Source organism: Weissella paramesenteroides (assembly GCF_051903945.1).
Taxonomy (GTDB): domain Bacteria; phylum Bacillota; class Bacilli; order Lactobacillales; family Lactobacillaceae; genus Weissella; species Weissella paramesenteroides_A.
Map to the genome: position 1 here is coordinate 16,637 of NZ_CP192269.1, position 25,356 is coordinate 41,992.

General features: G+C 37.2%; 30 protein-coding genes and 2 pseudogenes. 15 read left to right on the forward strand and 17 right to left on the reverse strand.

All coding sequences use genetic code 11. From position 1 onward, the window contains the following. Positions 1 to 57 precede the first annotated feature (57 nt). Positions 58 to 489, reverse strand: a complete 432-nt coding sequence (locus ACQ4QH_RS10295; protein WP_002827245.1) for a CopY/TcrY family copper transport repressor — start codon at positions 487 to 489, stop codon at positions 58 to 60. Positions 490 to 769: 280 nt separating this feature from the next. On the opposite strand from ACQ4QH_RS10295, the pseudogene ACQ4QH_RS10300 reads away from it, so the two are divergent. Beyond that, positions 770 to 1,033, forward strand: a pseudogene (locus ACQ4QH_RS10300) (transposase); the annotation flags it as partial. 84 nt (positions 1,034 to 1,117) lie between these two features. Here the strand turns inward: ACQ4QH_RS10300 and ACQ4QH_RS10305 are convergent. The 3 genes from ACQ4QH_RS10305 to ACQ4QH_RS10315 all read right to left on the reverse strand — a co-directional run bounded on the left by ACQ4QH_RS10305 (position 1,118) and on the right by ACQ4QH_RS10315 (position 2,686). Beyond that, on the reverse strand, positions 1,118 to 1,330 hold the full coding sequence (locus tag ACQ4QH_RS10305) for a hypothetical protein (RefSeq protein WP_404975743.1): 213 nt from the start codon (positions 1,328 to 1,330) through the stop codon (positions 1,118 to 1,120). Positions 1,331 to 1,694: 364 nt separating this feature from the next. Continuing rightward, positions 1,695 to 2,057 carry a hypothetical protein gene (locus tag ACQ4QH_RS10310; RefSeq protein WP_165207287.1) on the reverse strand — a complete coding sequence of 121 codons (363 nt, stop codon included), beginning with the start codon at positions 2,055 to 2,057 and terminating at the stop codon, positions 1,695 to 1,697. A gap of 38 nt (positions 2,058 to 2,095) precedes the next feature. After that, positions 2,096 to 2,686, reverse strand: a complete 591-nt coding sequence (locus ACQ4QH_RS10315; RefSeq protein WP_165207285.1) for a site-specific integrase — start codon at positions 2,684 to 2,686, stop codon at positions 2,096 to 2,098. A 78-nt stretch (positions 2,687 to 2,764) separates the two neighbouring features. Here ACQ4QH_RS10315 and ACQ4QH_RS10320 point away from each other — a divergent pair, with 78 nt between their 5' ends. The 3 genes from ACQ4QH_RS10320 to ACQ4QH_RS10330 are packed head-to-tail and all read left to right on the forward strand — an operon-like array spanning position 2,765 to position 3,511. Further along, a complete protein-coding gene (locus tag ACQ4QH_RS10320) occupies positions 2,765 to 3,022 on the forward strand; it encodes a type II toxin-antitoxin system Phd/YefM family antitoxin (protein WP_040760346.1) in 258 nt (85 codons plus the stop codon). Further along, positions 3,015 to 3,326 (forward strand): Txe/YoeB family addiction module toxin, encoded by a 312-nt coding sequence (locus ACQ4QH_RS10325; protein ID WP_197729938.1) that lies wholly within the window; start codon positions 3,015 to 3,017, stop codon positions 3,324 to 3,326. The genes ACQ4QH_RS10320 and ACQ4QH_RS10325 overlap by 8 nt, the downstream gene beginning before the upstream one ends. Further along, the gene (locus ACQ4QH_RS10330; protein WP_439819540.1) at positions 3,323 to 3,511 is read left to right on the forward strand and encodes an IS3 family transposase; all 189 of its coding nucleotides are present in this window, start codon (positions 3,323 to 3,325) and stop codon (positions 3,509 to 3,511) included. The genes ACQ4QH_RS10325 and ACQ4QH_RS10330 overlap by 4 nt, the downstream gene beginning before the upstream one ends. A gap of 73 nt (positions 3,512 to 3,584) precedes the next feature. Here ACQ4QH_RS10330 and ACQ4QH_RS10335 read toward each other — a convergent pair whose 3' ends face one another. Next, on the reverse strand, positions 3,585 to 4,844 hold the full coding sequence (locus tag ACQ4QH_RS10335) for a cytochrome P450 (RefSeq protein WP_439819541.1): 1,260 nt from the start codon (positions 4,842 to 4,844) through the stop codon (positions 3,585 to 3,587). A gap of 454 nt (positions 4,845 to 5,298) precedes the next feature. Between ACQ4QH_RS10335 and ACQ4QH_RS10340 the strand changes: the two genes are divergently transcribed. From ACQ4QH_RS10340 to ACQ4QH_RS10360, 5 genes are all read left to right on the forward strand, one after another. Next, positions 5,299 to 5,805, forward strand: a complete 507-nt coding sequence (locus tag ACQ4QH_RS10340; RefSeq protein WP_439818706.1) for a helix-turn-helix domain-containing protein — start codon at positions 5,299 to 5,301, stop codon at positions 5,803 to 5,805. A gap of 35 nt (positions 5,806 to 5,840) precedes the next feature. Continuing rightward, on the forward strand, positions 5,841 to 6,656 hold the full coding sequence (locus ACQ4QH_RS10345; protein WP_439819497.1) for an IS3 family transposase: 816 nt from the start codon (positions 5,841 to 5,843) through the stop codon (positions 6,654 to 6,656). Between the two features lie 190 nt (positions 6,657 to 6,846). Beyond that, positions 6,847 to 7,041, forward strand: coding sequence for a transposase (locus ACQ4QH_RS10350; RefSeq protein ID WP_439819524.1), 195 nt, complete (start codon positions 6,847 to 6,849; stop codon positions 7,039 to 7,041). 108 nt (positions 7,042 to 7,149) lie between these two features. Continuing rightward, the gene (locus ACQ4QH_RS10355; RefSeq protein ID WP_439819525.1) at positions 7,150 to 8,028 is read left to right on the forward strand and encodes an IS3 family transposase; all 879 of its coding nucleotides are present in this window, start codon (positions 7,150 to 7,152) and stop codon (positions 8,026 to 8,028) included. A gap of 296 nt (positions 8,029 to 8,324) precedes the next feature. Continuing rightward, the gene (locus ACQ4QH_RS10360) at positions 8,325 to 8,492 is read left to right on the forward strand and encodes a MerR family transcriptional regulator (RefSeq protein WP_439819526.1); all 168 of its coding nucleotides are present in this window, start codon (positions 8,325 to 8,327) and stop codon (positions 8,490 to 8,492) included. 337 nt (positions 8,493 to 8,829) lie between these two features. Here ACQ4QH_RS10360 and ACQ4QH_RS10365 read toward each other — a convergent pair whose 3' ends face one another. From ACQ4QH_RS10365 to ACQ4QH_RS10380, 4 genes are all read right to left on the reverse strand, one after another. Continuing rightward, positions 8,830 to 9,393, reverse strand: coding sequence for a DNA-binding protein (locus tag ACQ4QH_RS10365; RefSeq protein ID WP_439819527.1), 564 nt, complete (start codon positions 9,391 to 9,393; stop codon positions 8,830 to 8,832). Next, positions 9,386 to 10,540 (reverse strand): RepB family plasmid replication initiator protein, encoded by a 1,155-nt coding sequence (locus tag ACQ4QH_RS10370; RefSeq protein WP_439819528.1) that lies wholly within the window; start codon positions 10,538 to 10,540, stop codon positions 9,386 to 9,388. Before ACQ4QH_RS10370 ends, ACQ4QH_RS10365 begins: the two co-directional genes overlap by 8 nt. A gap of 1,847 nt (positions 10,541 to 12,387) precedes the next feature. Further along, positions 12,388 to 13,560 (reverse strand): relaxase/mobilization nuclease domain-containing protein, encoded by a 1,173-nt coding sequence (locus tag ACQ4QH_RS10375; protein WP_439819529.1) that lies wholly within the window; start codon positions 13,558 to 13,560, stop codon positions 12,388 to 12,390. Continuing rightward, a complete protein-coding gene (locus ACQ4QH_RS10380; RefSeq protein ID WP_042493542.1) occupies positions 13,542 to 13,895 on the reverse strand; it encodes a MobC family plasmid mobilization relaxosome protein in 354 nt (117 codons plus the stop codon). The genes ACQ4QH_RS10375 and ACQ4QH_RS10380 overlap by 19 nt, the downstream gene beginning before the upstream one ends. Before the next feature lie 269 nt (positions 13,896 to 14,164). Here ACQ4QH_RS10380 and ACQ4QH_RS10385 point away from each other — a divergent pair, with 269 nt between their 5' ends. The 3 genes from ACQ4QH_RS10385 to ACQ4QH_RS10395 all read left to right on the forward strand — a co-directional run bounded on the left by ACQ4QH_RS10385 (position 14,165) and on the right by ACQ4QH_RS10395 (position 18,124). Next, entirely contained in the window at positions 14,165 to 14,671 is a 507-nt protein-coding gene (locus ACQ4QH_RS10385) for a helix-turn-helix domain-containing protein (protein ID WP_439818706.1), read from the forward strand. Positions 14,672 to 14,706: 35 nt separating this feature from the next. Further along, positions 14,707 to 15,522: an IS3 family transposase gene (locus ACQ4QH_RS10390; RefSeq protein ID WP_439819497.1), complete on the forward strand. Its 816-nt coding sequence runs from the start codon at positions 14,707 to 14,709 to the stop codon at positions 15,520 to 15,522. 487 nt (positions 15,523 to 16,009) lie between these two features. Continuing rightward, complete coding sequence (locus ACQ4QH_RS10395; RefSeq protein ID WP_439819530.1) at positions 16,010 to 18,124, forward strand: ATP-dependent Clp protease ATP-binding subunit; 2,115 nt, start codon at positions 16,010 to 16,012, stop codon at positions 18,122 to 18,124. 213 nt (positions 18,125 to 18,337) lie between these two features. Here ACQ4QH_RS10395 and ACQ4QH_RS10400 read toward each other — a convergent pair whose 3' ends face one another. The 4 genes and pseudogenes from ACQ4QH_RS10400 to ACQ4QH_RS10415 all read right to left on the reverse strand — a co-directional run bounded on the left by ACQ4QH_RS10400 (position 18,338) and on the right by ACQ4QH_RS10415 (position 20,999). Next, the gene (locus tag ACQ4QH_RS10400; protein ID WP_251939997.1) at positions 18,338 to 18,505 is read right to left on the reverse strand and encodes an SDR family NAD(P)-dependent oxidoreductase; all 168 of its coding nucleotides are present in this window, start codon (positions 18,503 to 18,505) and stop codon (positions 18,338 to 18,340) included. Between the two features lie 77 nt (positions 18,506 to 18,582). Beyond that, entirely contained in the window at positions 18,583 to 18,954 is a 372-nt protein-coding gene (locus tag ACQ4QH_RS10405; RefSeq protein ID WP_439819531.1) for an SDR family NAD(P)-dependent oxidoreductase, read from the reverse strand. 105 nt (positions 18,955 to 19,059) lie between these two features. Beyond that, positions 19,060 to 19,227: pseudogene (locus ACQ4QH_RS10410) on the reverse strand (KGG domain-containing protein); the annotation flags it as partial. A gap of 545 nt (positions 19,228 to 19,772) precedes the next feature. Beyond that, the gene (locus tag ACQ4QH_RS10415) at positions 19,773 to 20,999 is read right to left on the reverse strand and encodes a mechanosensitive ion channel (RefSeq protein ID WP_404975720.1); all 1,227 of its coding nucleotides are present in this window, start codon (positions 20,997 to 20,999) and stop codon (positions 19,773 to 19,775) included. 507 nt (positions 21,000 to 21,506) lie between these two features. On the opposite strand from ACQ4QH_RS10415, the gene ACQ4QH_RS10420 reads away from it, so the two are divergent. The 3 genes from ACQ4QH_RS10420 to ACQ4QH_RS10430 all read left to right on the forward strand — a co-directional run bounded on the left by ACQ4QH_RS10420 (position 21,507) and on the right by ACQ4QH_RS10430 (position 22,140). After that, on the forward strand, positions 21,507 to 21,602 hold the full coding sequence (locus tag ACQ4QH_RS10420; RefSeq protein ID WP_439819542.1) for a transposase: 96 nt from the start codon (positions 21,507 to 21,509) through the stop codon (positions 21,600 to 21,602). 100 nt (positions 21,603 to 21,702) lie between these two features. Further along, entirely contained in the window at positions 21,703 to 21,870 is a 168-nt protein-coding gene (locus ACQ4QH_RS10425; RefSeq protein WP_165207172.1) for a hypothetical protein, read from the forward strand. A gap of 129 nt (positions 21,871 to 21,999) precedes the next feature. Continuing rightward, the gene (locus ACQ4QH_RS10430; RefSeq protein ID WP_353939045.1) at positions 22,000 to 22,140 is read left to right on the forward strand and encodes a transposase; all 141 of its coding nucleotides are present in this window, start codon (positions 22,000 to 22,002) and stop codon (positions 22,138 to 22,140) included. Positions 22,141 to 22,930: 790 nt separating this feature from the next. Here ACQ4QH_RS10430 and ACQ4QH_RS10435 read toward each other — a convergent pair. From ACQ4QH_RS10435 to ACQ4QH_RS10450, 4 genes are all read right to left on the reverse strand, one after another. Next, on the reverse strand, positions 22,931 to 23,122 hold the full coding sequence (locus tag ACQ4QH_RS10435) for a hypothetical protein (RefSeq protein WP_042493536.1): 192 nt from the start codon (positions 23,120 to 23,122) through the stop codon (positions 22,931 to 22,933). A gap of 19 nt (positions 23,123 to 23,141) precedes the next feature. Beyond that, positions 23,142 to 23,378 (reverse strand): hypothetical protein, encoded by a 237-nt coding sequence (locus ACQ4QH_RS10440; protein ID WP_042493535.1) that lies wholly within the window; start codon positions 23,376 to 23,378, stop codon positions 23,142 to 23,144. A gap of 71 nt (positions 23,379 to 23,449) precedes the next feature. Beyond that, positions 23,450 to 24,241, reverse strand: coding sequence for a ParA family protein (locus tag ACQ4QH_RS10445; protein WP_042493534.1), 792 nt, complete (start codon positions 24,239 to 24,241; stop codon positions 23,450 to 23,452). A gap of 113 nt (positions 24,242 to 24,354) precedes the next feature. Then, positions 24,355 to 24,918: a recombinase family protein gene (locus ACQ4QH_RS10450; protein WP_228180038.1), complete on the reverse strand. Its 564-nt coding sequence runs from the start codon at positions 24,916 to 24,918 to the stop codon at positions 24,355 to 24,357. Positions 24,919 to 25,356 lie beyond the last annotated feature (438 nt).

Here is a 25,356-nt window from a genome sequence, read left to right on the forward strand (position 1 = left end):
ATCCCAGATTCTGTATTTTTGTGCAGCAATCCTAAAAGTAAACAGAACACCACAGTCTTAACACGTTTGATCACCTGGCAAGCAGTTACACTGAACTTCCTCGGGCGCTGTTTTGGCCTTTTCAGCTAGAATCGCCTGTAAGTTCGCAATATCCGCCCGTGAGAGTTCCCTTGACTGAATAACGCCGGCAATTGTTGAACCAGCCCGCATCGCACACATATGGTCAAACAAATCATCTGCCGCTGCCGCCATTGATTCCTTCTCGCCAACAACCGGCTTATACGTGAATGGTCGACTGCCGCCATGCTGCGCAACCGCCTGTTTTTGAATCAACCTGTGAAGTAGCGTTTTGGTTGTTGAAGCTGACCAGCCTTCTAATTCGTTCATAGCATCGATTAGTTCACGACTAGTCGCATGTCCTATTGTCCAAATTGCTCTCATAACCATCCATTCAGAATCGGTGATGGTTACATTCTTTGCATCCTTCAATTGGCTTCCTCCATTAATTGAATTCTAAGTCTACGTTTGTAGCCTCTTAACACTTATTAGTTTACAACTGTAGTCACAATAATGCAACCTTTCTGCCAGAAAATACCATGACATTAAAAAACCGCCTAGATAATATTCCAGGCGTGGTTTGATACGATATGTTAAATTAATGATCTGGGAATTTTTGGTTTTCTTGTTAGTATGGTGAAATGCCTCTTAGAACCTGTCTAGTATCTACTGAATCTGGTAGAATTGTGAAAAACCGACTGAGGAGTTTGTCATGCCAGATTATCCAAGCAATATTTCTCGAGCGCAATTTACGTTAATACAACCTGATTTAGAAAACCTCCGCAAGCATACAAGACCGCGTCGTTATGATCTTTATGACGTATTCAATGCCATCCTTTACTCGCTTACTACAGGGTGTCAATGGCGTGAATTACCGCACGATTTCCCGGAATGGCACACTGCCTACCGCTATTACGATGTGTGGCGAGATAAACCAGACCCGACAGCTGATTCGCTATTAGAAAGGCTTTTAAAAAATTCGTTTCTAGCGATTTTAAGACCATTCATATACATTTATACCAAAGCAAAAATTAAAAGCCATCAGAAGGCTTTTAAAGAGCTAAATAACGAAGCTAGGACAATTAATAATATTTTCTTGTCTTTTTTGCAAAATATAAGTGTATAAGGAATCGTACAGATTCCTTTTGATCTCGCCAGATTCATTGACAAAAGCTTCAAACAATTCTTGAATATCAACTTGCCAAGGATCAGCAAGCATTTCATCAATTGGTTTTAATACTTTCTTTTCGTCCATCTTAATTACTCCTAACATCAAAATAATGACTTCAAGTTTAGATTCACAGATCTTACAACACCGTTATTCGAAAATTGTTACCAATCTTATAAAGATTCTCTGCACAAAGCAATTAAAAAATTTTGGCTTAAAACAGCGTAATCTGCAACACTTTTTAATTATTTAAAACATAACAATCTTAGTTAGGTGCAAACATAAATTGAATTAAAAATACAGTCAATTCAACAACAGCAGAAATTAATTTTATGGTTATCAGCAGACCGAGTAAAACGAGGTCAATGTGCACTTACACCCTTGACGTTCGTCAAGGGCTAAACAATTCACTTTGAATTGTTTGGTATTTTTGTCTGAGAAGGCTGCGCCAACTTAATTAAAATAAGGGTTAATGATCAATCACGTTGCTAAGAATCCAGTGGCTATATGCTAGTCGATTGCCGGGGGTGATTAACCAAGGATGATTGATTTCAAAAATTTGAATATCAGTTTCAAGATATAAGGTTACTTTTCCGTGGTTAAATGTATAAACTGGTTTGGGAAAATCAGGTTTAGTGACGGCTTGATGCACGCTTTGCCTTGAGTTCATTTGCCAACGTTGTTTTAAATCATTTCGTGACAATAAAACGGGGAGGTGTGCTTTTTCATTTTGGGCATAAGCCGCCATTTTTTGTGTAAAGAAGGCTTTGGTTTTATTCGCGTGCCAATCATCAAATAGTTCATGATAATCATGCGTAAAATCTATGTTCATAGTGAGATTCCTTTCAATTAGGCTAATTACTTTGTCTATTAGCCAAAGTCGATATTATCTAATATGGCTTCAGTGCTTGCTTGATCGAGACCCAGATAAGCTAAGGTCATAGCTTCACTACTATGGTTTAACAGGTGCATGACTAAACCAATATTGTAATTTGATTGAACATAGACACGGTAAGCACCGGTTTTACGCATGGTATGGGTCCCTAAGTAATTGATATTTAATAAAGTACCCACTTTATGCATGATCTTATAGAATTGTTTTTCAGTGATATGTTGATCAGGATGTTGGGTTGAGGGAAATAACCAGACGGTCGTTAGATTTTGTTGGGTTAACCACTTTTGGTATTGATTTAAGTCATGTTGAAGGGGTTTTAAATAAAGCGTATTGGCTTTACCGGTCTTTTTATCGTGAATAAAAGCCGTCTGTTTCACCGTACCATCCGGATTAAAAACGTCTTGTTGCTTGAGGCGCATGACATCACTCACACGCAGTAGGGTTGCTTTGCCGACTTGAAAGATTGTGTAATTACGGCAGCCAGCCTTAAAACTATCTAATAGGGTATTTTGGACGTCTTTGAGGACGTTCGTGTCTTTAATGGGGAGGACAATTTGTTGAACCATGAGAAACTCATTTTTGACGTACGTGATAACGTACGTTATACTTATAGTAAGAGAAAGCTAAGAAAAGAGGCGATTGTTATGGATATTATCACACCAACTAAAGCAAGAGATAATCTATTTTCGTTGATCAAAGAAACTAATCGTGACTCAGCACCTGTATTTATTTCGGGTGCCGAGACTAGTAAGAGTGCGGTATTAATTGGTAAGAAAGATTATGATGCTTTGCAAGAGACATTGTCATTGTTTATGAATGGTCAAATGCCGATTGCTTTTAGTCGAGAAAATGATGAGTCAGTTGATTTAGAGAATATGATTGCCGAGATAGATAATGAGTGAGTGGCGTATCAAGATAAAGAAATCAGCAAAGAGTGATTTGAAAAAGGTACTAAAAAGTCCGTTACGTTCATCTTTTGAAGATATCGTTACCGTGTTACAAACGGATCCTTATTTAGCGATTCAATCGTTTGAGAAGTTGACACCACCAGCTGCTGGATATTATTCACGTCGAATTAATGGTCAGCACAGGGTGGTTTATAAAATTGATAATGAAAGCAAAATAGTCGAAATTTATTCTTGTTGGGCACATTATGAAAGTGGCTCACTAGAGATGAAAGGGAAGTCATCAACCCGCCGAAATTGAGTAGTTATTTTATTAACTTTTTCGAGGGGCGATTTTGTAAAAATAGACCCAAAAAGAGGTGTCCTTTTTCATTTTCTAGGGACCTTTCTATTAGGCGCTTACGTTACTCTAACAATTACCGTTATCAATGGAATTTAAAAAAGATGACCCCTATTCAATATAGGAGGCATCTTCAAGCAGCTTAATCTCTTGTTTTATTGTGTCCTTGACATGGGTACCATTTTATTGGGAGCTCTCTACCAAACTTTTATTTTTAAATCATTCTTTAAACAACAATGCTTTACTATTTGGATACGTAGGAAATTGGTTCATTGGAACGGTCCAGTCTTGTTCGGGAATACTAAAGTTATATTTATTTACTAATTGGTCAGAAAAGACACGCATACTGTGAAGAGTAATCCATTCTCCTGCACAACGGTGCATATTTCTAAATTCTCCTCCACCTTGCGCAATCATTTCGTATTCTTCTTCATAAGAAATTTCTTTTGTTTTTCCAATATATCTTTTGATATCAAATTTTTCTGGATGATCAATCGTACGAGCGTCATGGTTTGTACCATAAATATCTAAGACAACCCAGCTATCTTTTGGTATTTCGTAACCATCAATTTCTACATCACGAAGAGCGATTGCTGGTAACATAGGAAAGAATGGATAGTAGCGACGCATTTCTTGAATAAAGGAATCTTGTAGGGTATCAAAGTCTTCTTTTAATTGGTCATACAAGTTCGTTTTACTGAAAAGCGCATGCCCCATTAAGGCCATCCAAACCGTCAGTGCTACAGTAGGACGAATGATGTTTAGCAATTCAACTGCTGCAACCTCTACTGGTAATAACTCTCCTTCTAGGTCTTCTGCTTGCGCGAATGTATAGAGGGCAAGATTTTCTTTGCCTGGTACAGGATTTTTGCGAGCTTCTTTAATTAATGATTGAGCCCATCCCTCTGATTCGTTACGGTCTTTTACTCCTTTCAAGTGGTCCGTTGGAGAAGTGATGGCTCCGCTAATCATGGATATTTGATTACTAGCAAGCTTATCGATTTCTTTCGGATCATACTGTGCTAGATTAATTCCAGCCCATTCACAAATAGAGTTAAAGAGAACTCTTTTAGAAAGGTCGAATAACTCAAAAGTGCCATGTTGCTGATCGAGTTCGGTTGCAAGATTTTGATCTAGAATAGCTCTATAGTCTTCTATACGTTCTGGAGTCATCAAATCCATGAAATAATTTTTACGTTGATGGTGTTTCTTTCCATCTATCGTCTGTACGCCGTCTTCACCAAATAAAGTTTTCAATACTACTTTTGGCATAGACCCTTCCCGCTTGAAGTTTTCAGGATTATAAAATTTACGCGCTGCTTCTTCTCCATAAACGGTTGTAATTTCTTCTGTCAGAAATTCTGCTTTTGCTACTGGAGCATCTGCTTCTTCACGAAGCTCACCTAAAAGGTTATACCCTTTATTAATCAACTCCTTTACATCCGTTAGTTTGATTTTTGTTTCTGGTACTTGTTTCATTATTTTATCTCCTATTTGTTTTATTTCTACTAATAAAAACGTACTATTTAAACAACTCAGTGTCAAAAATACTGATCACTGGGTCTATACTAATATCCTTCCAGAATACTCCATATAAAACAGTTCATTTTTTAAGCGTCCAAAAAGAACCTATACACCACTGCCTTAACTGGTTTCTATTCAATAGTCCAGCATTCGGACTTTCCCAGAATAAGCTTGTTCATATTCAAGATAATGAAAAACCGCCATCTGTTATTCTTTTAAAATAAGTTTCTTTTAGAATAAATTACGTTGTACCATTTTTTGTGAAAATAACTAGCATCGAAATAAGCCGTAGGCTTCCTTATTTGTAAAATAGCGGAAAGTAGTCAGTTCATTCCATGGTTTGTGTAAAAAAAATGTCTGTTTTTGAGGCGTACCCCGAAAGTTAAAGTAACTTTCGGGGTTTTTCTTTATGACTAAGATATCAAAACAAACAAAACTTGAGGCAATCCTGGAATATTTTTCAGGGAACAAAAGTAAACAAGAAGTTGCTAAACGTTATGGCATACACTATACGAGTTTCAAGATGCTGTTAGAGGCGTATAAAACACACGGATCTGACGTGTTATTTAATCCTCCAAAACCAACTGGAAAATTTCGAGTTGAATTAGCTTCGTGGGCAATCAGAAATAACGCTTCGAATACTGAAGTTGCAGCTAAATTTGGCTATGTAGGCACCGCTCAAATAGTAAAGTGGAAAGAGATATATTCCAAACTTGGGCCAAATGGGTTATTGTCTATACAAAAAGGACGAAAACCTAAAATGCCTAACAAGAAGCCTAAGTCAGATAAACCGTTGACGGATCAAGAAAATCAACTCGCTCAACTCGAAGACGAAGTTCTTCGATTGAAGATTGAAAATGAAGCGTTAAAATTATTAGCCTCGATTCAGCAACGAACCGACAAATCTCAGAAGTAGCTTGCCGACTCGAGGCGCAATTTAAACTAGTAGATATTCTAAAGGTTCTTCCGATTGCAGAAAGTACAGTACACTACTGGAAACGAAAGTTTAAAAAGGAAGACCCCGATGAGCCACTTCGCGTGGCTATCAGGACGATTTGGGAAGCGGATAATCACTATGGTGTGCGTCGAGTTTATTTAGAGTTGCGAAAGCAACCTGAGTTCGCAAAGGTAAATCACAAGAAGATCCAACGACACATGCATGAGATGGGGTTAAAAGGCGTTGGGTATAACAAGCAATCGCGTAAGTATGATTCATCTAAGGGTCCTGAAGGGAAACGAGTGAAGAACAAGATTCACCGTCGTTTCAAGACTGATCGACCATTACAAAAACTATCTAGTGACGTCACGGAGTTTAAAGTTCCGGCCACTGGAGAAAAAGTATATTTAGAACCAATCCTAGATATGTACAACAACGAGATTCTTACACATTCAATTAGCACCCGTCCGAATCTCGAATTTACCCTACAACCGCTTAATCAGCTCGTAGAGCGAATGCCAGAACTTTCTTATCGAACAACCATTCACACTGATCAAGGTTGGCAATATCGGCACAGATCATGGCGTAAGACGCTGAAGAAAAACCGCATCATCCAAAGCATGTCGCGTCGCGCGACCGCTCTAGACAATGCGGTTATGGAAAGTTTCTTTAATAAATTGAAGGTCGAAATTGGCCCATTGAACAATTATTCATCGGCAAAAGAGTTGATTGACGCAATTAACAATTGGATACTGTATTACAACAACACACGAATTCAAGTAAAATTAAACGGCCACTCACCGGTAGAATACCGACAAATGGCCGCTTAATCAGCTAAAATATTTTACTTTAACTTTTTGGGTACGCCTCATTTTTTACTCCGCTTTTATTTTTGCGTACGTCAAACAAACGATCCCTTCTAATTTTAAAAAAATTAAGCTAGGTGCTTATGCTAGTTTCATGGAGTGGTTTTTAGAACCATTTCCTGTAAAATGAAACCAGCAGGAGCGTCTTTTTATTATGACTACACGAAATTATTATTCCCCTGAACAGAAGGCAGCTATCGCTGCCCTACATTGGGATGAAAAACAAACATTAAGCCAAATTTCACGTGAAAATAAAATCTCAATAAGCGCCGTTCGGCGCTGGGTCCGTGAGTATTCACCTGCGGTGAATGACAATGGCGAAAAAATTTACCAAGAAAACAGTCTCTGAACTTGAAGCGAGAATCGCCGAACTCGAACAAGATAACCAAATTTTGCGTGAAGCAGTCACTTTAATGGACAAATACTCACGTGAACAGATAAAAAAATCCAACCGACGATGAGTTTAGCGGAGCGCGCCGTCGTCGATATGTCTGAAAATGCGAAATATTCTCAAACCAAGTTGCTTGCGGTCATGAATGTGCCCTCAAGCACTTTTTATTCGCACAAAGCTCCAAAATCGCCCACAGAACACGATTTACAAGACGCTCTGATAATCGAGAAAATTCAAGAAATCGTTGACGCGCACGAGTTCAATAATTCCTACGGAATTAAGCGTATGGTGCAGGAATTGGCCGATCAATATGACATACATACCGATGAACACCGTGTTCATCGCTTGATGCAGAAGATTGAATATAAGTCTGTTATCACTCAGTCTTATAAAGGAAATCGCGGCCGTCCAGTTGTTGAACGCGACAATCTGGTTAAAGACATTATCATTGAACGACCATACCAAGTTCTCACAACCGATGTAACTTACCTGGTGATGCCAGATAAGCAGAAACTCTATAAAGCCAGCGTTCTAGACTGGTTTACCGGTGATGTCATTGGTGCCGTCGTTGGCTATGATATGACATCTGATTTAACTAAACGAGCACTTCAAACAGCTATGCGTCAAATTCCTAAATCGATTCTCAACGCCGAAACATCAATCATTTTGCACTCAGATAACGGTTCCCACTTCATCAGTGAAGAATACGAAGATACCGTCTCATTTTATGGCCTCATGCACTCATTCAGCTCACCGGGGCATCCCGAGTACAACACAATCATCGAAAACTATCACTCATTTTTCAAATCAGAATTCTTCAACCCACGTCGCTTAAGTTGGTCAATCAATGCGATTATTGCAGGAGCGCACCGCTATGACTACTGGTGGAACACCACCAGAATATCTACGAAGACCCGTCCGGCAGCTATACCACTTGCTGCTTAACATAATGCCGGTTATCGGCACTAGCCGGTACGACGCCGTTTATAAGCCGTCACTTGTGAATTTCAAAAATTTGCCTTGTGAAGGCTTATTTGTTGCACGATACAACTTGTGAAATCCGGCTGGTTCACAATCTATACCACCTGTTTTCTCTCACCGGTAGGGCTCGGCCCTGTTCCACCTACAAAAACACCCAGAAATCACGCCGTTTTAAGCTGAAATCCGGGTTTTGAAAAATTTTCGGAGTGCGGTACCTCTCGGTGCCAAAAAAGCCTGTCCATAATCTTGACATCAGCGCCGTGTTCGAAGACAACCCGACTACCATTCCAGCCCGTAAAGACATTCTAGGCGAAGCAATTAATACGCTTAACGAAAAGGTAAAAGAAATTGTTGATGCCCGTGATTATTTACAGTGGAAAATTGATAACTATGATTCTCACATGATTGAATCCGAAAATAAATTATAGAAAACAAACGAGGTCCGGGCGATGATTGCCTGGACCTCGTTTATTCTTTTTGATTAAACTTTCGGGGTAGCTCCGGCCCCTCGCGGGGCTATCTAAAAACCACTCCAAAGTATTGACATTATTCCCTAAATAAATCACTCGTAAACAAAAATTGAACAGCATCTGTTTTTTCTAATTCGGTTTTAAGTGCCTCATACGCATAGATTGAAAAAGATGCAACTGCGATTTTTATTTTGCTATGAGACTTAATTTCTCGCCTCAAATCGTCTATTACTCGTTCATTCACATTATCAAAATTCTTCATATTATCCCAGCAGTCTTTCTCTAAAAATGTTTTCTACTTTCCAAAACGCCACCAGCGCTTTGATTTATCTTTTACACTAATATTAGCATCTTCAGACTGTTCTTCTGCATGAGCTTTATTATCTTCTGTTGTTAATGCTTTGAGGCTTTGTATTTCTGACTTGTATTCTTCTAGCAGTTTTTTATCCTGTAATGCTAATCGTTGTTGTTGATCTAGTAAGTTTTGTGTCTGATTCTGAATTTCAACTAGACTTTTTATCTGTTCATCTTTGATAGCTAACTGACCATCTCTTTTATTCAGTTGCTCTTTCAAATAACTAATTTGTTCAGACTTTTCATTAATTAGTTTATTTTTTTCAGTGTCTAATCCACTATCTAATACGTGTCTATTTTGGATATCTAAAGTATCTGAAATAGACATTTCGGAGTAACCCATATTTGATTTTATCTTTGATATTGCAGATTTACCAAGATATATAGTGCCGTCCAATCTTCGTATCAAATTGCTATCTAATTTAGACACTTGGTAATGTATTTTCTTTTTAGATACTCCCAACTCATCAGCAAGTTCTCGGATTGTTTTTAAATTTTCACTCATGATCTATATCCTGCCTTTTAACGATTGGTAGATACTGTTCAATCGATTTTTTAAGATACTTAGCAATATTCTTTTTCGAATAGTCATCTTGCTTGTCTCTGATATAGGCCAAGTGTTCTTTCACACCATTTAAACCACGTAACTTTTTTAACTCATCATATAATGGATAAACATTTTTTTGTAGCCCTGCCAAAATATCCGTGTCCGTTAAATCAAGATATGACAATAAAAAATGTTCCATCAATAACTTTGTATATTGACTTTTCATAGCTTGATAAACAAGCTTTTCTTCATTCTCTTCTTGCCTCATCTTACCGTCAATATAGGCTGGGTCATCTTGTTTGTAACTAGTATCGTCTGCCGCCTGTTTTTTCGTGATATGAAAGATAATACTGTCAATACTCCGTCCTTTTTTTACCTTATCGTACGCTACATTAAAGCTAGTACGATCTGTAATTTCTGCTAAAGGTTCTTTCAATACCCTAGTTTCAAAGTTTGCAAATTTTTTATATTCATTAACAGTATCAGTCATTTCTCGTAACTCATGCATCCTTATTATGGGATTACGATAACCTTCAACTTGTGCCTCTCGGCGTCCACCTTTAACGTGATAATGCTCATACTGATTGTAATTCATCGATAACCATCGATATAAAATAATAGCATATTTGCTATTTAATTCCGCAAGGTCTGACAAAGCATGTTGCGTAAAATTATTTTTCAGATTAATTAAATATGGCATAATTCGGTCACTGAACTCGATAGTGACTTCATCATGATAATCAGCCCATTTAACATAAGGAATCGGTACAATACTCTCAAAATCAAAACCTTTGTCTTGTTCTTTTTTAATCTGAAAAAAGGCTTGCTTTTGCATTTTTTCAACAGCTTCTTTAAATCGACTATGTTTGTTGTTGTCATCAACTTTAAAAAACGCAAACAACTCCCGTTTCGATAAATACACTGTTTGATCTTTGGGTGGATGATCCGTATCAATTAAAGACACAGCTAGCTCAAACATTTTGAGTGGCGTCTTATCCATTTTGGCAATGGACGTGATTAAACTATTATGTTCGACCACTTTACGTTTCGCCAAATCAGGCGCTGTCTGTTCTTTCCTTGAATTCAATTCTGTTATAATAGCCATACAAATACGCTCCTTTGTGCGTGTTATTAGAAGCATAAAGAAAAACTTTTAGCCAGGATTTTCTTTATGCTTTTATTGTACACCGAAGTAACTACATTTAAAGTTTTTTTGTAGACCTATACATAGTTTTTTGTAGACCTATGCATAGTTTTTTGTAGACCTATGCATAGTTTTTTGTAGACCTATTAGGTTATAAACCCTTGTCATTACTGGATTTATAACCACGCAAAAGAACAAAAGATTAAAATATATAAGATAAACTTATAATAGGCTATGCCTTCTTCACCTTTAAAAAATTATTTCAAAAGAGTTTATTCATATCACTATGATTGATAAACAAGCTCAGCGCATTTTATCGGAGGACCTTTATTGAAGATCCAGTAAGTTTAAAACTGCCTATTACATCGTCATAGGTAATTTTAAATATATATTGATATAAACAAAAATTTAAAGTTGCTTAGAATGTACATTCTAGCTATTAAAAGAACTTACCGACTGGTACAACTAAATTAACCAAGGGGCAATAACTAAAATAAAAAAATTACCATATTTGACTACGCCAATAAAATATACATACAAGAAAAACAAGTAATATGAAAATACAAGTAGAAAAGAGTTAGTCAGTTACCGTTTCACCCATATGACTCTCTATTCGCTATGTGTTGTATATAGCATTTAATGAGGTATCTTTTCAGAAATTTTTACCACGCACTGCAAATAATTAAACACAACTTAGATGACTTTCTATGATTTTTTAATTATGTAGATATGAATTACCTGTTTCATGAAAGGGTTTGCTGTGGTAAACTGAAAGCATCAATTAAATACAAATGCAAAAAAAAAGCCCCAAGAATTGGTGTTCTTGGAGATTGCTTTTTATAAGAAGTACCTTGTCGGGATTGGCGTCCCACTTGGTATGACTTGATGTGCACAACCACATCAAGATTTACTTTTAAGTATAACATATCTGGTAGCGGTGTAAAGTTTTTAGACAAGATATGGTTAGAAAAAAAGACAGGAAAATTCCTGGCAAAGACGATAACAACGGACTTTGTGGATCTTGATGAGAGAACCACAAAGCCTTTTTCTTTTGCCGGGGAGTAGTGTTAACCGATATCAAACAAGCGTATAACTCACGCAGCTAAAAAGAAGCCTAGGTGGACACTAGGACGTTAAGTGAAGGTCCTTGCTGTGCGCTCCATGGACAGTGTAAACAAAGAAATGGAGAGGAAATGCTAATTAGTCCACGTTTGGATAGCTAATTAGGATTCGGTCACGGGTTGCGCCGTGATGAAGACATAAAGCCTGCGGAGAAGCTGGTTCAGTAATGAATCGAAGTCGGTAGTCCCCGGATTGTGTAAAGGGTTAAACAGTTACCTATATGAAAAAACGTCTCTAAACCATCATTAGAGACGTTTTTTAGTTGTCAATATCTTCATATGTTAACAATATATAAACAACGTCAAAACACAACCGAATGGGTTGTAAGGGATAGCTTGCGCGTAATCTACTGTGACGAAAGTCAGTCGTTATGAGATGCACATAATGAAGCTCACCAATTGCCCCACTTAGGGGATTGTTGGTGAAATGTCGAGAGAGAGCTTTGCGAGCTGGTTATAACGATAGGATTTGAATTAGTCGTTTTGTTGTGAGGCATTGAGAGAGTTGGGTGCTGTTAAAAAACAGGTCAGTATACATAAAAAAATATTAGTTATGCGAAAAAATATGTAAGAAACCAAAATACGAACCCTGAGAGCAATCCTGTTGGTACAATAGCATACAAATAATTTTTTATTTCAAACCAGCTCATTTTTTTATGAGTTTGATTAATTTCAGTCGATAACCGATTAGCGACTTGGTCCATAGTCCTTTGAACGGTCTGGTTTAGGCTGTCGTTTAGGGCTTTCAACGTGGCGTTGTTGCTCTTTTGCAGACTGTTTATCTGTTGCAATTCGTCGATTGTTTTGCGATTGACCGTCTTTGTTTGTTCGTTGAACTGATTTTGAGCGTCTTTGAGCAGAGCGACTAATCGTTCTCTGCTGGTTTCTTTGCTGTTCTCTAAATTGTTCAAGGTCTCTTGAAAGGCTTGATTGACCTTTTGGCTGGCTTGGTCGATTTGTGTCAGCTGTTCGGTCAGTTCGATTTGTTGTTTGCTTTGTAGTTGAATTTGTGTGCCCTGATAGTTCCTGATTTCTTTCAGGGTCTGATTGAGCGCTGTTAAATCTGTTTGTATCTGGGTTTCTGGTATCTGTTTGGTTGCATCTTGGGTCTCTGGTACGTCTTTCCAACTCATTGTAAATTGCCTCCTTTTCGTAAGCTGTGCCAAGTTTATTGCCACGAGCTTTATAATTCGTCCCAGTTAGCTGATAGGTAAGGTCTTTACCTCGTTCCCATACATCTATTGCTTTTTGTTTTAAATCGTCTTTAAACGCTTGAAAATCGGAAATAAGTTGATTAGACATCGTGCTATCAACAGCCTGCCTGATTTGGTCTTTCCATGTGGGTTGCCCACGATCATGCATTTTAATTTCTGCCATAGAACGTTTTTCATAGCGTTCAGGATCAGGGTGCGTTACTTCTAGTCCATGTTTTTGTACGATTTCATCGGTGTTATGAACGAGCTTTTCACGATATTCTTGCCAATTTCCGTGCATTTTCTTGCCGGTTTCCAAGTCGATTGCCCCAATGACAGCGTGAATATGTAAGGCGTCCGTATTAGCATGCTCATATAGTGCCACTTGTTGATTAGGGTAGGTTTGTTGATACACTTCTTTGGCAATATCGAGCGCTTTTTGTTGGTCGTTTTCGTTTGTCGGGTCAAATTCTTTGGGACTAAACGAGATACGACTAGCATACGCTTGTGTTTTGCCTTGATTACCATACACTTCACGGACTTGTTTAAATTGACTTTTTGCGTAGTCAACATCAAGGTTTAGTCCGTCTTTTAAAACTGCCCGTTTTTCAGCGTAATTGACAAGGCGTGACGCGCTGGCAGACCGTTTTATGTGAGTTGTTGCCATATGTGTGCCACCTCACTTTGCAGTTCCTGCAATGCTTGGGCAGGGACATTGCCCCCTTGATTGGCATGTTTGGTTAATTGATTAAGATTGCCCCCGATTTTTGCTAATTGACGGGTCAATTCTTGGGCTTCTTTTGCGCCAATCTTAGGGGCAACGATCCGTGCCCCTTGTGCCTTCTTTTTGACAAAAGCAGGCACGGACATATTTAAAGTTTTTGCAGATTGCGAAAGCTTTAAATAGTCCTGCTCGCTCACTCTAAAATTGATTTGCCGACTGTCTTTCCGATTGGGTTGTTTATCGGATAGAGAGCTAGCCATATTGTGTTGTTCGCTCACAAACCCCACCCCCCTTTGTTTTGCCTTTCAGGCAAGTGAATTGATTGATTAAGCTCGTGAAACCCTTAGGGTTTCTACTCACATAATAAATCAATTCGTGGGGTTTGGCAAGCAACCCACATGCTAGCCACTTAAGTGACTGATTTGGTGCTTGCAAAGGGGACGCTAGCGCTCGCCCCTTGACCCCCTAGCTACGCAAACTCATGGAAAAATGACTAGCTATATGAGGCGTACCCCGAAAGTTAAAGTAACTTTCGGGGTTTTTCTTTATGACTAAGATATCAAAACAAACAAAACTTGAGGCAATCCTGGAATATTTTTCAGGGAACAAAAGTAAACAAGAAGTTGCTAAACGTTATGGCATACACTATACGAGTTTCAAGATGCTGTTAGAGGCGTATAAAACACACGGATCTGACGTGTTATTTAATCCTCCAAAACCAACTGGAAAATTTCGAGTTGAATTAGCTTCGTGGGCAATCAGAAATAACGCTTCGAATACTGAAGTTGCAGCTAAATTTGGCTATGTAGGCACCGCTCAAATAGTAAAGTGGAAAGAGATATATTCCAAACTTGGGCCAAATGGGTTATTGTCTATACAAAAAGGACGAAAACCTAAAATGCCTAACAAGAAGCCTAAGTCAGATAAACCGTTGACGGATCAAGAAAATCAACTCGCTCAACTCGAAGACGAAGTTCTTCGATTGAAGATTGAAAATGAAGCGTTAAAATTATTAGCCTCGATTCAGCAACGAACCGACAAATCTCAGAAGTAGCTTGCCGACTCGAGGCGCAATTTAAACTAGTAGATATTCTAAAGGTTCTTCCGATTGCAGAAAGTACAGTACACTACTGGAAACGAAAGTTTAAAAAGGAAGACCCCGATGAGCCACTTCGCGTGGCTATCAGGACGATTTGGGAAGCGGATAATCACTATGGTGTGCGTCGAGTTTATTTAGAGTTGCGAAAGCAACCTGAGTTCGCAAAGGTAAATCACAAGAAGATCCAACGACACATGCATGAGATGGGGTTAAAAGGCGTTGGGTATAACAAGCAATCGCGTAAGTATGATTCATCTAAGGGTCCTGAAGGGAAACGAGTGAAGAACAAGATTCACCGTCGTTTCAAGACTGATCGACCATTACAAAAACTATCTAGTGACGTCACGGAGTTTAAAGTTCCGGCCACTGGAGAAAAAGTATATTTAGAACCAATCCTAGATATGTACAACAACGAGATTCTTACACATTCAATTAGCACCCGTCCGAATCTCGAATTTACCCTACAACCGCTTAATCAGCTCGTAGAGCGAATGCCAGAACTTTCTTATCGAACAACCATTCACACTGATCAAGGTTGGCAATATCGGCACAGATCATGGCGTAAGACGCTGAAGAAAAACCGCATCATCCAAAGCATGTCGCGTCGCGCGACCGCTCTAGACAATGCGGTTATGGAAAGTTTCTTTAATAAATTGAAGGTCGAAATTGGCCCATTGAACAATTATTCATCGGCAAAAGAGTTGATTGACGCAATTAACAATTGGATACTGTATTACAACAACACACGAATTCAAGTAAAATTAAACGGCCACTCACCGGTAGAATACCGACAAATGGCCGCTTAATCAGCTAAAATATTTTACTTTAACTTTTTGGGTACGCCTCAATATGCTAGTCATTTTTCCATGAGTTTGCGTATGCCATTTGCGGAATAAATCCGCAAATGGCGTCTACCCGACGGGGGCTGTCTGCCGAATTATTTTGCATAATAAGCATGATTTCATCAAGACAAATTTCGCACTTGACGCATGCTCTAAGCAGGAGCTCTTCCAGCAGACCATTTCATGGAAAGTTCTGCCCGAACAGGGCAATCTAAGCTAGATTGATCGCAAAAAATATATTATGTAGTTACATATTATATTTTGATATACTAATTAACGGCAATTTGTCCTGAAAGGTTTTATTGTAATGGTATTTCAAATTATCTCGTTTAATATACTGATAAGCATTTTACTTAGTGATACATAAAAGTCGTGATACAATTAGCCGTAGTTCGAAAGGGTATTATGGTCACTAAGTTACACATATAAGTTTTTATGGAGGCATTGTAATATGGCAAATTCCTACGGAAATGATCCTTTTTTCAATAATGATATGGATGATATTTTTAACCAAGTATTTAAACGTATGGGGAATCCTAACTCAGATTCTGCTCGCTACTTGGTTAATGGTCAATCGTTAACTCCAGACGAGTTTACTCAATATCGAGCAACTGGTAAATTACCAGAACAAGCAAAAACAATTGAAGTATCTAAAGATGGACAACAAGCTCTTAAAAAGGGTGGTATTTTAGAAAAACTAGGAACCAACTTAACAGAACAAGCACGTGATGGATTGCTAGATTCAGTTATTGGACGTGAAAATGAAATTCAAGAAACAGCGGAAATTTTAAGCCGTCGAACCAAAAACAATCCAATTTTAGTTGGCGATGCGGGGGTTGGTAAAACAGCCATAGTTGAGGGACTGGCGCAAGCGATTGTAAATGGTAAAGTTCCAGAAGCAATTCGGGACAAAGAAATTTACTCTATTGACTTGTCCTCCTTAGAAGCTGGAACTCAGTATCGCGGTTCTTTTGAAGAGAACATCAAAGACTTAGTCAAGGAAGTTAAGGCTGTTGGCAATATTATTCTATTCTTTGATGAAATCCACCAGATAATTGGTACTGGTTCAACAGGTGGTGAAGACGGTGGTAAAGGCTTAGCTGATATTATTAAGCCAGCATTGTCTCGCGGCGAACTAACCGTTATTGGTGCCACTACCCAAGATGAATATCGCAATACAATTTTGAAAAATGCAGCTTTGGCTCGTCGATTCAATGATGTTGTAGTCAATGAACCTAATGCTGAAGACACTCTTAAAATTCTGAAGGGTATCAAAAACTTGTATGAAGAACATCATCATGTAAAATTGCCAGATGATGTTTTGAAGGCAGCGGTGGATTACTCCATCCAATATATTCCACAAAGAACGCTACCAGATAAAGCAATTGATTTGATTGATATGACAGCGGCTCATTTGGCAGCACATCAGCCTGAAAATGATGAAACAGCTTTAAAGGAAAAGCTCAATCAATTGCAAAAAGAAAAAGATCAAGCGGTGGAAAAAGAAGACTTTAAGCGGGCCGCGGATTTGAAGCAACAAATCGAGGCTGCTAATAAGCAAATTGATAATGTAGGTAAAAAGGAAGAAGTAGTGGCTACCGTTGATGATGTTGCTCAATCAGTAGAACGGTTAACGGGAATTCCAGTCTCAGATATGGGTGCTAATGATATTGAACGGTTAAAAGATTTGGATAGTCGCTTAAAGAGTAAAGTTATCGGTCAAGATGAAGCGGTAGCAATGGTTGCTAGAGCTATTCGTCGGAATCGAGCTGGCTTCTCAGAAGGTGAACAGCCTATCGGTAGTTTCCTATTTGTTGGTCCAACCGGGGTTGGTAAAACTGAATTAGCTAAACAATTAGCATTAGACATGTTTGGTGATAAGGATGCAATCATTCGATTGGATATGAGTGAGTATTCAGATCGGACTGCTGTTTCAAAATTAATTGGTACATCAGCTGGTTATGTAGGCTATGATGATAACTCTAATACCTTAACGGAACGAGTACGTCGAAATCCTTATTCAATTGTATTACTAGATGAAATTGAAAAAGCAGATCCACAAGTATTGACGCTTTTGCTTCAGGTAATGGATGACGGTCGTTTGACGGATGGACAGGGTAATGTAATTAACTTCAAGAATACCATTATTATTGCTACATCCAATGCTGGATTTGGTAATGAAAAGTTAACTGGCGATGCAGACAGAGACCAAACTTTAATGGATAAGTTGGCTCCATTCTTCCGTCCAGAATTCCTAAACCGGTTCAATGGAATCGTTGAATTCTCACATCTAACTAAGCAAGATTTAAGTCAGATTGTTGATTTAATGATTTCCGATGTTCAAAAAACACTAGCGAAAAAGGATTTGACTTTGAAAGTAACCGATGCAGCTAAGGATTGGTTGATGGAACAAGGATATGACGAAGCAATGGGAGCTCGTCCATTAAGAAGGGTGATTGAACAACAAATTCGTGATAAGGTAACGGATTTCTACCTTGACCACTTAGATATCAAAAACTTGAAGGCTGATTTGAAGGATGATCAAATCGTGATTGAGCAAGCCTAACTTAGCAAACAGCTTACTTTGGGCTTTGTTTACGGAAAGCGAGGATGACAGATTAATTTCTGTGATCCTCGTTTTTATTTGGGTTTTAGTTCAGAATAAGGATTATTGGTTTTGTTATTTTTAATAACTAAAATTTACCTAATAAAAGCTATCTTTATTAGACTTATGACCGATTTAAATGTAAACAAAAATGATAGTTTTTTTCTTCTTAAATTATGCATAGGGTATACCCTTTTCTAACATATCTTTATTTTGTGACAGAGAACGTGTGAATGATACAATGGCTCCCTTGCTAGCTGAATAGTCGATCAAAGTTGGTGCACCTGCATATGCAGTAATCGAAGCTGTATTAATGATCGCATCATGTTGGCTAAGTAACATGAATAATGCTTAGTTAGCATAAACATTCCCAAAACATTTGTTTGAAATGTTCTTGTAAACTCAGCAGCAGTAATATCCTACAAGTGTTCATGTACATGTTGCTCTCCTGCATTATTGACCAGGATATCAACCTTGGGGAATTTTTCTGTGATTTTATCCGCTAGTTCAACCACTGCATCTTCACTACCAATATCAGTGGCAAAAGCCAATGGCTCTTTACCAACTTCACTAATTCTCTTCGCTGTTCTATCAGCATCGGCGTCAGATTCATAATACACGAGCACAACTTGTGCTCCTTCTTTGGCGAATAAGATAGCCGTGGCGGCACCAATACCACTGTCACCACCAGTAATTACAGCGACTTTGTCCTTCAATGACTGGCCTGGCGCATAACCATATGCTTCCAATTTCGGTTGTTCGCTTAAATAAGCGTCTTCATCTTTTTGCAAATAACCCTTTTTGGTCCTTGGCTCTTAGGCCCATGTTCATGTGGCATGTTAACTACCTCCTCAGAAATTTGTTAATTTTTGGATTGCGGCACAGGTAAAAATCACCTAAGTTGCATTTAAGAAAAAAGAGGCTATCAACCTGATAGTCTCTTTACTTTTATTATTTACCTCGTTAAGGAAAGCGGTAAGAATGTAATGTGACGGTATAGTAACCCTATATATTATAGCTTTACCACCTTTTCTACCAATCTTCTTGTAGAAATCTTTGTCGTGGGTGTCAGCAGTTTTTTCACCGCCCTTTTGCCCCGCTTATTCTCTCGTCATTTTCTAGTCATCTCTATCTTTAGCCATACAGTGAACCTCCTTAGGTTAACTTATGCTTTTAGAAATAATTTCCTTAACGATTATGCACATACTAACATGCCTATAGTGGCGTGAAAATATAACGCTTCCTGTTATTTTCCTTAGGAGTTATCGATACTTGGCAAGCCGACAACGTCATTTGGCCAGCTGCTAAGCAACGTCTTTAAATAGGTCAGCCAGGCTACTATTTTACCCAGAGCTAAGGTAGGTATGAGGTGAGTTTCCACAATCATGACCACTATGAGTTTATACCCTGAGTTAGTCCAATCACTAACAGAGAGCTGAAATTTGGTATAGTGGCTGCTATCGGGGTTTAAATATAAGACGGCAAAACCCACTTAGAACTAATTTTAAGTAAATTAAAAACGATACTAACAGCCTCGTATTGGCAGTCAGTATCGTCTTTGGCTAATTATCTTTAGTAAATGAGTACCTGTATAGCTAGTTGCCAAGAATTATTTATTCCCATTGTCATTCTCATTTGTTTGATCACTTAATTTATGGTCCAATTTTTCTAATTGGTTATGAGCAAAATCTCGCCCGCCCAAACCAAAGGCGAGGGCGAAGGCCACTGCAAGGCCACCGACGATAAACAGGAATGCGGTGTTAACGATACTATTGGCAAAGTCTAGTTGGTCTAAGGCCATAAAGACGGCGAAAATTCCAAAGACTACTTGGGTAATCATACCGAGCCATTTATTTTTAGTAGCGTTCGTAAGGACTTTCCCGACAAACTGACCACCAAAGAAACCAAGCCCTAGAATTATCACAGCAAATAATAAGTTCGGTAAGTAGCTAATGATTGCCTTTCCTACCGTGTCTAGCACTTCGAGCTTAAGGGCGTGTAAAGCTTCAACAACGAAGAAGAGGCCTACAATGGCTGCAACAACCTGACCTAAAATTTTGGAAAGAGCAGTTGTTGGAGCTTTTTCTTTAGGGTAGGCTTCTGCCGCCATTTTATCGATACCAGTATTGGCCAACAAACTCGTAACAAGATTACCAGCAACCTTTGCAATCACGATACCGACTGCCAGTAAGATTACAGCAACCAAAATGTCTGGAATAGCAGCTAAGATACTATTCAAAACGGTAACAAGTGGCTTTGTGATCGTTGAGATCTTAAGCGCTTCTAAAGCAACGATCGCAATTGGAATCAAGACAAGTAAGTAGCAGACCATCGCCAAAACATTGGCAATTGAGTCTTTCGTATCTTTGTTAGGCGACGTACCAACAAATTTATCAATGTAATGATCAACTTTTAGGGTAGCTGCTAAATTGTAGACTAAGTTCTTAACAAGCTTGGCAACGAGGAACCCAATCGTTAGTAAGACAGCTGCCAATAAAATATTAGGTAAGTAGCTTAAAATGTAATTCATCATGTCTGTGATTGGCGATGCGATTGAATCCAAGCCAAAAGTTGTAAAAATTCCTGGCAAAAAAAGTAGCCAAACCAAATAATAGAATATCTTACCAAGTGCAGTTATCAAAGCATCTGCCTGTTCCATATTAGTAAAAATATTCCATTTAACAAAATATCGGTCTAGATGAGTTTTTTTGAAGCCCTTAGTAATTAGATACTTAATAAGTATAGCCAAAAGCCATGCAACTAGTATTAATATTAGCCCTTTAATCAGAGTAGGCAACATATTTTGAAATGACTGCCATAATTTTGTAATATCCATAAAATGATTCCTTTCTACAATTGAGAATAACTACGCGTAGATACTATCATAGATAAATAATTTTGTAAAAAATTATATTTATTTAGTATCATCTTATTATAATACTATCTAAAAGATCATACTTCATAAAGACACTCAGATTTAACTACTTTGTGAATTAATACTATGATAGACATTAATATATATAAATTTTTTATTTAACAAGATATTTTAAATAAATGTTCTACAATATTTGGTACCGAGGACTAATCTGTAAGATTAGTCCTCGGTACCTTTTTGTTATACTTGTATATAATTTATGGCAAGCACAAAAAACAGATCAGCTGTAATTAGTCTGTCACACAAGATCCCTCTAGAAATGACCTATAACGTGGGGAAGTATATCGAGATTTTGATTGGAATTAAAGTCATACCGCGTATTTGATATCATGCATAATTCGTTATAGCAATAGTCTGTGTTACTACTTTAAACAGTATTCTTACCATATTTGAACTGCTGTTAAAACGATTATTATGGATTTATTTATCCCTTATCGCCAGATGATTCATGATTTATTTCTACATGGCCAAATCATTACCGATCGATTTCATGTCGTGACATAAGTCTATCGTTCATTGAACACAATTCGTATTCAAACAATGAAAGATTCATATTACAGGAACACGGACTTATAGGCAATTAGATAATTATTGGAAATTTATTTTGAAAGATGGAACCGCACTAAATTACATTGATTTTCGTAAGCGTCGTGGTTATCGTTATGCTTATCTAACAGATCAAGAGGTTATTGATTATCTATTGGCTTTGTCTCTAGAACTACGATCTGCTTACAATTTTTATCAAGATGTGCTGTACACTGCTCGTTATTAGGACTCCAACCAATTATGGGAAACTACCAAAACTGATTATCAAGATCCACGTTTCCAACGATTACCTGAAACTATGAAAAAATCGCGCCAAATGTTAAAACACCACATATCAGAAATTTAAAATAGCTTTATTTACACATTCTCAAACAGATCCGTAGAAATGACCAACAATAAGATAAAAGCTATCAAACGGATAGCATATTCATTTCACAATTTTGAACTATTTTGTTTACGTATTTTAATTTCTTTTCAAGAAGGTCCCTATTTGTAAAATTATAAACAAAAAGCAACCAAATTTATGAAAAATTCAGTCGCTTGAATAGCCTTTAGTATTAGTTAACGAGTAAAAAAATCACTCTGCCTTTTTATAGTCCGCTGGTGCTGGCCTACCCTTAACTTCTTTCTGAGGGCTTAATGAAGTAGATTCTTCTTCACTCTTATCTTTTTTTGTACTATCTTTAGTCATAGTAACCTCCTTATCTACTTAATACTATACATTCGATACTAATTAATTGTAACAAAATACATCCATAACATAAAGCCTCCATGATTGCCAACATAAAGAGGCATTGTATCACATAATTGCTGGGAATTTCTTTTGAAATTATATTCATGGGCTTTTTCAGCTAGTAAATAATTAATCAGGAGTTTAATATTCATAATTTTCACTTCCGCTCATATCAAGGGTTTCAGCCGTTTTAATTAGATAGTAAAATAATGCTCGCTAATTATATCGTTTTGGTATTTACCTATTACGTACTCCCACAAAGCGTCATACAACTTACGTTTAGCAGGGTCATGGTTATGTGAAGAGTATTCCCAAAGTTCCTGTAAGTCAACCATTGGCGGTTCAAAAAATATGCGCGTCCTAAATTGACCTCACCTATTCCCTGGTGTAAATCGCTAGTAACTAAGGGATCTTCGGCAGCCACTACTTTGTTAATTTGCTTTTCCATTGTCAACATTGAGGCCCCAGTTTGGGTCATCACATAGTGCCTATCTCTCTTCCAACTAAACATCTTTAATGGGAACACCCGCAACACTCATGGCTTCCTTTCTTTTTAGCCGTTCAAGTTAAATTCTTTTTTTAATAGTTGTTCTAAATATCTAGAAGCTGTTAGCTCTTTTTCTTTAGCACGTCTAGCTAGTTTATTAGCAATGTTTTGTTTTAAAGTGTAAGAGTTTGAAATTCTAGGTGCAGGGGTTTCATTTATTACTGGGTTACTGTTCATACTATCCTTTAATTGGTCCATTTTATCTGCCTCCTTTCTATCACATGTTTTTGATTAGTTCATTAAGAAACTTAGAAGCAGATTTAAAATTATGTTCTTTTGCTAAAGCGTCAAGTCTCTTTCTGACACTTGGTTGAAGTGAAAATGTATAATTTTTTGTTCGTTCATCTTCATCTGCATCATTAAATACAGGAATTACTAATTTATCTTTGGGTTCAAATTGCTCTGTTTTTTGTAGAGCTTGTTTTATCTGTTTATTCTCTGGGTTAAATGCCATATCCAATTCTCCTTTATACTTAATATGCATACGTACTAAGTATACATATGATTAATAAATATATCTATTGTCTATAATCTGTTAGTAATTTCTTGGAATGTTTTATCAATATTATCAAAAAATTCACGTTGATTAATATATGTCTTATGATCTAGAGCCATTGTTGATAACGACGTTTTATCAAGTGTAGAACGATTAAATAATTCTTTTTCTGGAACTGTTGCAAGGACGTTAGGGTCATCTTTTAATGCTTCTAGCAGTTCGTGGGAAGATTTAGTATTATGTTTAATCATGTTAGCAATAAAAAATAACTTAGCAGTTACATAAGATTGTCTACTAGAATAATCTATTGCTTCTTTTTGTAATTCGTTTATGCGTTCTTCTAAATTAAATTTTGCATTGTAGCCATGTTCACTAGGTGTAATTGGGCTAAGTATAGCGTTACTAATAATCACTGCATTTTTGGTTGCCGTAGAAAAATCAGGGTGACTATCCAAAATAATATAATCAAAGCGTTCTAAATTCAAACGATCATAGTTATCTGATAACCACATGTATAGCAACATATTTTTATTTGTTTTATTTTCCAGATCTCTTTCAATATCATCTAAGTGCATATCTCCGGCAATTAAACTAATATTGTCTTTGATTTCATGTATTTTCACTTTGCCTCTTCCTAAAAAGATATTTCCGACAGTTTCTGCACTATCATAAATTCCATAGGTTTGAGTTAAATTACTTTGATGATCTAAGTCGACAAACAGGACGTTATTGTTGTGGGAAGCTAACCACTCACCATAATTAAAGGTAAGTGTTGTTTTGCCAACGCCACCCTTTATGGCTGAAAACGTAATAATCTTCATTATTAATCCTCCTCATACGTATTAAGTATGCTTAATATTTACCCTTATAAGTATAATAGCATAGCATAATGATGTTTACAATTAATACGCATAATTTATATTTATACGTATAATTATAAGGGATAAATATCTTTGAATCGCCTTTGTTGTGTACGTTCGCTAATGCCTGTCTTTCTAGCAATCATTTTGTAAGTCATGCCTTGTTGGCGCAACTCATAAGCTAAACGTATTTGTTCATCTGTGTAGGTTTGTGGGCGTCCCTCATGAAAATAGGGGTCATGTGTTTTAGCGTATATTTTACCCTCTTGGGTTCGTGTCACAATCATGTCTCGTTCAAATTGGGCAAAAGCACTAAAAATAGTAAAAATTAATTGCCCTGTGGGCGTGTTATCAATTAGTCCCATGTTCAGAATATTAACTTTGATGTTACGTTTAAATAGGTCTTGAATTATATCAAGGGCTTCTCTAGTATTTCGTGCGAAGCGATCTAATTTTGTCACAATCAATGTATCATTTGCTTTTAGTTCATTCAGCAATTTATTAAATTCAGGGCGTTCAGTCGTTGTACCAGTAAACTTTTCTTGATAGATTATTTCAGCGCCTGAATTTTTTAAACTCTCAATCTGATTTTCTAATTTTTGATCCGTGGTACTTACTCTGGCGTAACCGTATTTCATCTTATGTCTCCAATCTGATTTATATAGCAAATTTGATACTTTTGCAGTAAAAAAGGGTATGTATTTATGGCGGTAAGTTATGACGCATTCTAACACCTTTAATTATAAGGCACAAAAAAAGGCGACACAACTGTTAAGTTATGTCGTGCTTTAATGCATATTACATTATAACGAAAGTTAAATTTAATATAATCTCTTACTGTCTTTAAGTTGATGCCCTCTAGTTAAAATTTATAGGTTAAGAAATTGGAAACTTTTTTTCAAAATCATTACTCCCAGAACCAATCTTGAATCCCTCACTTACAGATGTAAAGGGCCATCGTAAAATGTCATAAATGGGTCAAAAGGCATGTCGTATAAACGACATCTTTTAGACTGTTTATGGCATTTTTTGTTTCAATATTTTTGTATAATATCTTCATATTAGGAGGTATTATA